Genomic DNA, 9,120 nt, shown 5'->3' with positions numbered 1-9,120 from the left:
TACGCACTGTCCCAATCATAATCATTCCAAAAACATATCACTTAATCCTCCTAAATGAATAATAATACGTACCGCGCTACCCCAATGGAACGAGTGAAAACTGACTTCTTCTATCCAAAGTTATTTGTCATAACGTCTGTTATGGCAACAAAGCATGGATCCTTAGTGAGGACTTGAATATCAAGATGTAGGCTAATGGTATCAAGGTTTTAACTTGCTGGGATAGCCACAGTGTACTTCATGATGTACTTGCCATACATATTCTATCTATGATCGTTGCACTATACAGGCATCAAGCTGTTGACCTTACAATCAAAGACAAATGGGTGAAAAAATAATGTCTATCATAGAAAAAAAACTGACCCAAGCAGAGATTTTTTGCCAAAATTATGAGCCAGAACTTGCTATAAGTATTTTAAATGAAGTAATTGCTGATAGTAATTCAACAGATAGTGAAATAGCGGAAGCTTTAACTTTAAAAGGAATAGCGGTAGATCTTGCCCCATATCTTGCAGAAGATCAACAAAACTACTCTGCATTAATTTATTTCCAAAAGGCTTTAGAATACGACCCTCACAATATCTATATCTTATTTAACATACTGAGTTCATTTTCTTGTATAGATATGATGCAAGAATATACTCAAAAGAATAAAGGCGCTTTTATAAACGCTTATGACGTCTTGAAAAATGACTTATATGATACTTTAAACGAAAAATTGAAAAATGATTTGCGTAAATTTTCTTCTAAATATAATAAATTTCGAGAGGAAGAATTTTAGAGTATACCCCAAGGGAACCAGCTAATTCACCCCTCAAACCTATTAACAGACCACTTAAAACAGACTGGTATAATGGAACCACTTATAACAGACTATTTTAGGTGTTTATGTTTATCAGAGCGTATCTACGAGCGTCTACCAAAGAACAAGACGCTAAGCGTGCCAAAAGCGAACTCATAGCATTTGCCAACGATCATGGCCACAAGATTGCCGCTTTCTATGTCGAAAATGAATCAGGAGCTACCTTGGTGCGACCCAAGCTTATGCAGCTGATTGAAGATGCTCATAAGGGCGATGTGATCTTAGTTGAGCAGATTGATCGTTTGGCGCGTTTGAACCAAGCTGATTGGGATACGCTCAAAAGAATGTTATCAGAAAAAAATCTCTCTATCGTATCAAAAGAGCTGCCTACCTCCTATATGGCGCTTCAACCTGAAAGCAGCACTGAATTTATGAGCAGTGTATTGCAGGCCATTAACTCTATGATGCTGGATATGCTCGCAGCTATTGCTCGAAAAGATTATGAGGATCGCCGGAACCGTCAGATGCAAGGTATTGCTCGTGCTAAGGCAGAAGGTAAGTATTCAGGACGTAAGAAAGATACTGAAAAACGTAAGATCATCGCCAGTCTACTCGAATCAGGTCATAGCTATTCTGATATTCAAAAAATGGCTAAGTGCTCACGGCATCTGATCGCTGATGTGGCCAAGGAAAGACCTAAACTAACCACTGCTCATTAAGTGGTTCCAATATAGTAGTCTGCTATGAGTAGTCTATTAATTGATTAATGAGCCTTTTTAGATGGTTCCGCTGGGATATAGCTTTTGAAACCATTTTTCTTTATATTGTCACTTAGACAGGCTGGGCATTTGATGTATAGTGTCATTTGCATTTCACTATTTATCAATTTCTCAGCCTGTTTTTTTTCAGCCTACTTTTTGAACCACCACCCGGATATAAATGTAGCTATGAATAAAACAACTTTTAAAATATCGAAGATGGACTGCCCTTCGGAGGAAAACCTAATCCGAATGAAATTAGAGGGCCACTCGAATATTGAACATCTTGAGTTCGACATTCCTAACCGTCAATTAACTGTGTTTCATCATGACAATATAGAAGGGATAGAGACTGCTATTCATGACCTAAAATTAGGAGACACCCTACTCTCGACCGAAACCATTGACCCCTCTGATCCCAACAATAATTTTAAAATTGATGCTGACTCTAGTCACAAAAAAGATGCTGAGCAAAGAAAGCTACTATGGATAGTGCTGGTCATTAACTTTGCTTTCTTTATTATTGAAATGAGCACGGGACTGATTTCTCGTTCGATGGGGTTGGTCGCCGACAGCTTAGATATGTTAGCAGATAGCTTCGTGTACGGAATTAGCTTATTTGCGGTCGGTGGAACGGTCATTAAGAAAAAACGGATTGCTAGAATTGCCGGATATTTTCAAATTACGCTAGCAATTCTTGGTTTTTTAGAAGTACTAAGACGTTTCTTTGGCAATGAGCAGTTACCTGACTTTTCTACCATGATAGTCATATCGATTCTTGCGCTAATTGCAAACTCGATTTGCCTCTATTTACTACAAAAATCGAAAAGCAAAGAAGAAGAAGCCCATATGCAAGCCAGTATGATTTTCACTTCAAACGATGTGATTATCAATTTAGGGGTAATTGTTGCAGGGATTTTGGTTAATTGGTTACACTCTAGTACGCCTGATTTGATTATTGGTAGCATCGTATTTGCTTTAGTTATTCAGGGCGCCTTTAGAATATTGAAGTTGAGTAAGTAGCCAAGCCTAATAACTGAAGCAAATAGCTCAAGTAAGTAGCTTAATTAAACCGCTAAGTGTAAAGTAACTGGGTTTGAAGCAAATAAACATCATAAGGATATGAGACCTCAAGCAATGATTGAACAAACTTTAAATCTAGTCACCACCAAAGACCATCAGCAAGTTGCCGTTTGGCGAATAATAGATGATGAAGTCTTTGATAAGAATCTGGGATGGTCTCTGGCGCTTTGAGACCTTCCTAAATTTTGTGTAAGTATTTAATCTAAATGGCAGTTACACAGAATCTGGGATGGTCTCACATTATCCCGAGAGCCAAGACCTTTCCCTATCTACATACCAATCAGATGAAACATCAGATGATGAATTTTGCTACTCTGTAGTATTACCCTAATATTTAGCTGTTTATTGGATTGGGGAACTCATAGCCTGCCATCAATAGATATTTACGCCATTCTTGACGCTTCTTATCGTCTTGCAATCCTTCCTCAATCCATGTAACTACTTCTCCACGGCTCTTGCCATAAGTCTGTGCGCTATAGTCTCTAGTAAAATCAAAATGATTTGCTAGCTTATTAGCAAATGTATTTCGTTGTGGTGCGCTCATTGTAGGTATAACTTTGGGTGTACGTTTAGTGATCGGCTTATCAGCACTGGCGGTCTTATTAGTATCTTTGTTGGTATCTTTAATAATAGGCTTCGCTGTCTGCTTGAATTTAAATTTGAAGATAAAGCCTACAACTTTGCGCCCTTCCTTGTACTGGTCATAGCTCACGGTTATATCAGTATGTTCATTAATTTGTTTAATTGCTGGCTCTAACGCTCTAGCCTTAAAATTTGTGATTCTCACATATTCATCGTCAGCAATATCAAACCTATGTCTTAACTCGTGATAGGGGATTGAAGGGACTACTTTAGAATTTCGCCACTGCATCATCATTTCATAGAGACGATGAGCATAAACACTTGTTAATGGAGCTTTTTGCTCAAGGTGATAGCGTGAGAAGTTACCTCTTAATTTCCCTGCAAGGCTAATTAGATCAGGAGTAAACGCTAATTTAACTAGCCCCTGACCTTCTATATAAGCTATGTTCCAAACCCATCGAGACTTCCTATGCTCTTGATGACTTGGAAACTGTACGCTTTGAACACTATATGTAAAATATCTAGCAAATAATTTTTCGCTAGCTTCTCTCAAGGCTGTATAAGCTGTTTTCATATCAACCCCGTACACCTTGGCATATTCATCTGCTCTAACTTCTACAAACTCGGACATAGTTGTTAGCTGTTTCTCACTTTCTTCGTAAGTTGTTAAATCAGCTAGAGCTATATCAAGCAACCTTATTTCTTGAACCGTAAGAGAATAACTAGCTTCAATTAGCGAATTACTTTTGACTACCATATCTGAGACTTTTTTCATTGCTACACACCGTAAAAAAGCATTTAACTACATACTATCATAATAATGTAGCTAAATAGCTTGGATTTGTAGTCATTAAACCTTGGATTTGTAGTCATTAAACCTTGGATTTGTAGTCATTAAACCTTGGATTTGTAGTCATTTACCCTCTGAAACCTATGTATGTAAAGGGTTTCAAGGTGTCTAAAATCTTTTAAAATCTTTTAAAATCTTTTAAAAGGAATTGAAGGTATTAAAAAAGAATTTAAAAAGCGGTTTACTAACGACTTAAACCACGACTTTGAGTTGTAGCTCTATCTTGATAATGATTAAATGAGCTTACACCTCGCTGTATTGTCGTATTCTGGTCTTCAGTTAACTCTGAGCTATATTGTTCAATAAAAGTGGTTAAAGACGTTCTGAGCGCATCTGAGTGCTTCTCACGTTCATCTAATGGTAGTTTGTGGACATCAAAAAGTGCATGTTTGAATTGTATACACGTTAAATTGATTGTATCTGCTCGATGTAATTTGGCAACTTCCTTAGCTTCATCAACTCGATTATCATCAGCAATATAAGTATCTAGAGCAGCGAGATAGGTAAACGACGAAACAATTTCCCTAGTCATTTTTCCAACATCACCACCTTTACCGCCTAACTTCTCTATAAGACTAGCGTTAAACACAGTACGCTTATGGTCTATATGCTTTTTGAAGTCGTCAAAGTCTTTAGCCACGTTTTTATAATGCTCTCGCTCCGCTGCTGGTTTGGTGAGTAAGTCAAATATTGGTTTGTTCTGTTTTACGAAATCAGCCGTGAAGTGACTAGCAATGTCTCTACTGCCTATTCTGTAATCACGTGATTTCTGTAAGCCCAATAATTGCGCGAAGTTATCTAGTTTTTCAATCTGTCTTTCATCGTATTTATCGGGATAATCTTCTGCTGTTTCGTAACTTTCCCAACGAATACGGTTGTTAATATCATTTCGTGTCAATAATTTACTAGCCAAAAACAGTTTTATACGTTCAGCATACTGATGGAGTCTCTCATCTCGGTAAGAGTGTTTTCTAGCGTCTTGATCAGCTCGTCTTTGCTGCTGATCAAGCTTAGAAGCTCTTTCTCGTCGTGCTGCGTCATTGAAGGGGCTTGGGGCTGCTGTATAGATTGTTCCAACTCTGTCTGCAAGTTGCTGTTGGCTATCCTCAATTCTTTGTTTGCTGTCATCAACGTGCTTGATGATGTCGCTAATTCTTTCAAGCGACCATGTATCACCTCGCTGCTCTCCTTGAGTGCGCTGTTTGTTGAACTCAACTCGCTGTTTACTGTCATCAATTCTTCGTTTAACTGTGTTAATTCTGATATTACCGACTCCAATTTCGTATTCGCTAATATCAAGTCTGTATTTAATGTCTTCAAATCGTTGCTCATTTTGTTCTCGCTCGTTGTTAGCGCGACTTTCAAAGATTATCTTGTCAGCGGCAGCATTCACTTTTTGATTTTTGGTAAGCTCAACGCTCCAAACCAGCTCGTTACGCTCGTTGATTATTTCATTGATGGTGCCAAGCTCTGTCGCCGGTGTTTTATCAATCTCGTAATGCTCACCCTTTGCTTTGGCTTTCTCTGCTTTTCTTAGTTCTTGCTCGTATTTTTCACGTTCTAGCTTGGTAGCGACTGCCCCCATTTTGAGCTGTGGCTCAATATCAATCCCTTGTTCGGCATAGCTGCGTGAATCAATCAGCTCATAATTAAACTCGGCTAGTTTTTCGTTGGCAATCTGCTCCCAAATTTGGCGCACCTCTTTAATCTCATGGCTGACACGCTTAAGCCCTAGCGTTAGGCGCTTGGTATCTGATAGCTCGATAGTTGCCTTATCTGTCAGTATGATTTGATTATCTGTGTCCAGCTCTGCGGTTCGAGTAGTAAACATGATGTGAGCGTGGAAGTTTCGAGGGTCTGCCCCTCGATCAACTTCTTTTTTGGTCGGTTGATGAATAGCGCAATCGGCAATCGTGCCGTAACGGTCTGCTAAGGTTTGGGCGAACTGGTGCGCCAGCTCTTTGCGGTCTTGTTCGCTTAATTCATGCGGTAGATTGACCAGCCATTCGCGAGCCACACGCGCATCTTTGCGTTTCTCGGCACTCTCTGCTTTGTTCCATAAATCACTACGATCAATATCAGCATTGGCAGCCGCCAACGCTGACGGCAAAATGATATCCGCACTCATCACCCCATGCTTTTTTGAGTAGTCGTGGGTCTTACCGTATCGCTTATCTTCCAGTTCACAACCAGCACGATAGCTCGCAGAAGCAACGGCACTTTGTCCATTACCTCGTGATATAGATTTAGTCGATGCGATAAAAATAGCCATTTCTATATGCTCTAGCTTTTGATTTTTAGCACTACGTCTTTTCGTAGTGTTGGGGGTGTGGGGGCTTGCCCCTGCCGATGTTTTGACTTCATAAATGGTTGACCGTAGGGAATAAACATTTGTGAAGTCGAAAACTCGCACTTGGTCAGTGGGACGCAACCATCTGTCAAATAACTATATCATAAACTGTTGTTAGGTATTGGCGAAGTTGCTATAGTTAAGTATATGAATATTTTAATAAATCAAGGAATGGATATGAGCTTACTTGGTGGTAATGATTTAAAAGAACAGCAGAAGATTAACGAGCTTGAGCTTAAGATAAATAGAGAGAAACAGAAACTGGATAAGAAGCTGACACGGCAAAAAATACTGCTGGGTACTTTTCTTATTGATACTTTAGAAAAAGATCAGGTACATGGATTAAAAGAATATATCGCTAAGAGACTGCCCCAATATTTAACCAGAGAAACAGATAGGGAGCTATTAAAGGGTCTCATTGAGAACTTGGGTGGTACTATGGTGGCTGAGAATAATGAAGACAAAGCAAATATTGAAAGAAATATTTGATAAAATTAAAAAAGAAAACCCTGCACAAAGGCAGGGTTTTCGCATCTGTCTAGGGGGGAGGTGTTAACCTACGATACCCCTAGCTCACAATTTGATTATAAGGCTTTCTAGGTATGAATTCAACTGTTAACGGTGAAAGGGTAAAAGGTACGCTATCTTCACCAAGACTATCTACTTACGAAAGAGAGGCTTCTGACTTAGATAGCGCTTTAGAATTGTATCTATGGAATGCAAATGTATCAGGCGCATTTTTCCCTTGCCTACATATTTGTGAGGTGACTATCAGAAACGCGGTTTCAGAGGTGCTGTTTAAGCTACACGGTAACCAATGGCCATGGAATAACGGTTTTATAAATACTTTGCCTAACCCTAAATATGGCGACAATCCAAGAAGAAACCTAAAGCAAGCAAGCACCAAGTCATCTGATGTCAATAAGATCATACCTGAACTGAACTTTGTATTTTGGCAAAAAATGTTTACCAGTCGTCATGATGATCAGTTGTGGCTGCCTCACTTTAGAACTACTTTTCCTAATACTGATGCCAGTATTGCAATAAAAGTGCTAAGAGGTGAGATATATAATGATTTAGAGAAGATTCGAAAATTAAGAAATCGTATCGCCCACCATGAGCCAATATTTAGAAGAAAACTCGATGAGGATTATAAGGCAATCATAAAAATAATCGGATATAGGTGTGAGGATACAGCTGAATGGTTAAGCTTAAACCAAAACGTAGCCTCGTTGATGAACAACAAGCCTTAAGATTAAGCATTTGAATGGTGTCAAAAGACTGTTCATCAGGCGTACAAAAAAGCAAAGTACAAGCTCTAGGGTATTTAATCAAGAAAGGTGGATTTAGTAAAATGAGTGATCTAATAGTTTCGATTTCTGTTGTTGCAGCCTCTTTACTCGGTTCCTTAGCAGCTTTGCCAGTAATGAATAGCCTATCGGGGAGTAGAGATCAAAGATCTTTCAGACAAGCTTTAAAAGACGGTGTGATAAAAGAAAAAATCACTTATGAGGATTTGCAACATATAGCTGAATGTTGGAATCAAAACAGAAAGTCTATTCTATATAATTTGAGAATGTTACTTTCTGAAGCTATACGTGAAGAAGGAGAGTTGGCTAGTTCAGTTGATTATATTAGAGAGCTATTAGCAGCTCATCAAAAAAACGAACCCTTTGCTGAGCTTCCTGAAAATATAAGTATACAACTGAACGATATTCAAGGTTCTTTAGTACAAAATACTCTAGATGACGTAAATAGAAATAAGATAAATCAATTAGCTGCTTCTCTTAGTACTTTATATGTATCAAATCAACGTAGTATTTCTAAAGAAAAAAACATGACTAGAGCAGGGTTTTTTATAGGTTTATTGGGAATAACGTGGAGTGTAATTAGTTTTTTCGTAAAGTAGAGAGTATTGATTTGAACAGCTAGTTACTCGGGGTGGCGCTTGATAATCTAGCTAACCAATCAGGTGCTTTCACGGGTTCGGTTCCCTAGTGAGGACTTGAATCTTTGGCTGTGGGCTAAGAGTATCAACGTTTTAACTTGCTGAAATAGTCACAGTGTACTTCATGGTGTACTTGCCATACAGATTCTATTCATGTTTGGTGCGCCACAGGCGCCTTGGACTTCTTCTTATCCCATGAGTATTAATAAACGATAGGGAGTAAACTATTTTTGATTGCTGAAAGATTCATTCAAGTTTCGAAATTTTATTTCAATTTAAAATCAAAAACATTTTCGGCTTTGAATCTGTTAATGCCTCTAGAAGATGAGCTTCTTTAAACGTTATATCCCCCCAATTTATCATCATTAACATACTTGAAATAGATTTCAAGTATGTGTTGTTAAGAGCATTTAGCAGTTTTTGTGAAAAAACAGGGTGTTTTTCTATAAAATATTTCCAACCAACCAAATAAACATCTTTCCATTGCAACCAGTTCTCGTTTAAATAATCTGATACAACATCTGAAAGAGCATCCAAGTTCTTTCCTAATCCCTGTTTAGTACTGAATGATGCACTTAGAGTAGTAGTAATTAATAATATGAAATCCTCTTCAGAACTACATTCTCTAAGGTCTATAATAATATTCGTATCAATATCCAACTGATTTTGATACGCACTGTCCCAATCATAATCATTCCAAAAACATATCACTTAATCCTCCTAAATGAATAATAATACGTACCGCGC

9 protein-coding genes and 1 pseudogene are annotated in these 9,120 nt (G+C 38.2%); 6 read left to right on the top strand and 4 right to left on the bottom strand.

All coding sequences use genetic code 11. The annotated features are described in order from the left end of the window. The first annotated feature begins 337 nt into the window (after nt 1-337). On the top strand, nt 338-781 hold the full coding sequence (locus HCZ91_RS13600) for a hypothetical protein (protein WP_179799765.1): 444 nt from the start codon (nt 338-340) through the stop codon (nt 779-781). 107 nt (nt 782-888) lie between these two features. Continuing rightward, nucleotides 889-1,521, top strand: a complete 633-nt coding sequence (locus HCZ91_RS13595; protein WP_179799764.1) for a recombinase family protein — start codon at nt 889-891, stop codon at nt 1,519-1,521. A 77-nt stretch (nt 1,522-1,598) separates the two neighbouring features. Here the strand turns inward: HCZ91_RS13595 and HCZ91_RS13590 are convergent. Next, nucleotides 1,599-1,673, bottom strand: a pseudogene (locus tag HCZ91_RS13590) (IS1 family transposase); the annotation flags it as partial. 76 nt (nt 1,674-1,749) lie between these two features. On the opposite strand from HCZ91_RS13590, the gene HCZ91_RS13585 reads away from it, so the two are divergent. Then, the gene (locus HCZ91_RS13585) at nt 1,750-2,583 is read left to right on the top strand and encodes a cation transporter (protein WP_025644116.1); all 834 of its coding nucleotides are present in this window, start codon (nt 1,750-1,752) and stop codon (nt 2,581-2,583) included. Between the two features lie 394 nt (nt 2,584-2,977). Here the strand turns inward: HCZ91_RS13585 and repM are convergent, their stop codons facing one another. Together repM and HCZ91_RS13575 are read right to left on the bottom strand one after the other, a co-directional pair. Continuing rightward, nucleotides 2,978-4,000: a replication initiation protein RepM gene (repM, locus tag HCZ91_RS13580; protein ID WP_102090309.1), complete on the bottom strand. Its 1,023-nt coding sequence runs from the start codon at nt 3,998-4,000 to the stop codon at nt 2,978-2,980. A 259-nt stretch (nt 4,001-4,259) separates the two neighbouring features. After that, a complete protein-coding gene (locus HCZ91_RS13575; protein ID WP_179799763.1) occupies nt 4,260-6,347 on the bottom strand; it encodes a MobA/MobL family protein in 2,088 nt (695 codons plus the stop codon). A gap of 255 nt (nt 6,348-6,602) precedes the next feature. Here HCZ91_RS13575 and HCZ91_RS13570 point away from each other — a divergent pair, with 255 nt between their 5' ends. The 3 genes from HCZ91_RS13570 (at nt 6,603) to HCZ91_RS13560 (ending at nt 8,334) form a co-directional block, all read left to right on the top strand. Continuing rightward, nucleotides 6,603-6,914: a mobilization protein MobS gene (locus HCZ91_RS13570; protein ID WP_179799762.1), complete on the top strand. Its 312-nt coding sequence runs from the start codon at nt 6,603-6,605 to the stop codon at nt 6,912-6,914. A gap of 113 nt (nt 6,915-7,027) precedes the next feature. Beyond that, entirely contained in the window at nt 7,028-7,678 is a 651-nt protein-coding gene (locus HCZ91_RS13565; RefSeq protein ID WP_179799761.1) for an Abi family protein, read from the top strand. A gap of 14 nt (nt 7,679-7,692) precedes the next feature. After that, a complete protein-coding gene (locus tag HCZ91_RS13560; protein ID WP_179799760.1) occupies nt 7,693-8,334 on the top strand; it encodes a hypothetical protein in 642 nt (213 codons plus the stop codon). Between the two features lie 309 nt (nt 8,335-8,643). Here the strand turns inward: HCZ91_RS13560 and HCZ91_RS13555 are convergent, their stop codons facing one another. Then, on the bottom strand, nt 8,644-9,084 hold the full coding sequence (locus tag HCZ91_RS13555) for a barstar family protein (RefSeq protein ID WP_179799759.1): 441 nt from the start codon (nt 9,082-9,084) through the stop codon (nt 8,644-8,646). Nucleotides 9,085-9,120: the final 36 nt, after the last annotated feature.

Origin of the sequence: Psychrobacter sp. BI730 (assembly GCF_013414195.1) — a bacterium.
GTDB lineage: Bacteria > Pseudomonadota > Gammaproteobacteria > Pseudomonadales > Moraxellaceae > Psychrobacter.
The sequence above is the reverse complement of the archived record's forward strand: the minus strand, read 5'-3'. Positions and strand labels throughout refer to the sequence as shown.

Coding starts and splice junctions, on each gene's coding strand:
- HCZ91_RS13570 (WP_179799762.1), top strand. CDS start 6,603: ATGAGCTTACTTGGTGGTAATGATTTAAAAGAACAGCAGAAGATTAAC.
- HCZ91_RS13565 (WP_179799761.1), top strand. CDS start 7,028: ATGAATTCAACTGTTAACGGTGAAAGGGTAAAAGGTACGCTATCTTCA.
- HCZ91_RS13575 (WP_179799763.1), bottom strand. CDS start 6,347: ATGGCTATTTTTATCGCATCGACTAAATCTATATCACGAGGTAATGGA.
- HCZ91_RS13600 (WP_179799765.1), top strand. CDS start 338: ATGTCTATCATAGAAAAAAAACTGACCCAAGCAGAGATTTTTTGCCAA.
- repM (WP_102090309.1), bottom strand. CDS start 4,000: ATGAAAAAAGTCTCAGATATGGTAGTCAAAAGTAATTCGCTAATTGAA.
- HCZ91_RS13560 (WP_179799760.1), top strand. CDS start 7,693: ATGGTGTCAAAAGACTGTTCATCAGGCGTACAAAAAAGCAAAGTACAA.
- HCZ91_RS13585 (WP_025644116.1), top strand. CDS start 1,750: ATGAATAAAACAACTTTTAAAATATCGAAGATGGACTGCCCTTCGGAG.
- HCZ91_RS13595 (WP_179799764.1), top strand. CDS start 889: ATGTTTATCAGAGCGTATCTACGAGCGTCTACCAAAGAACAAGACGCT.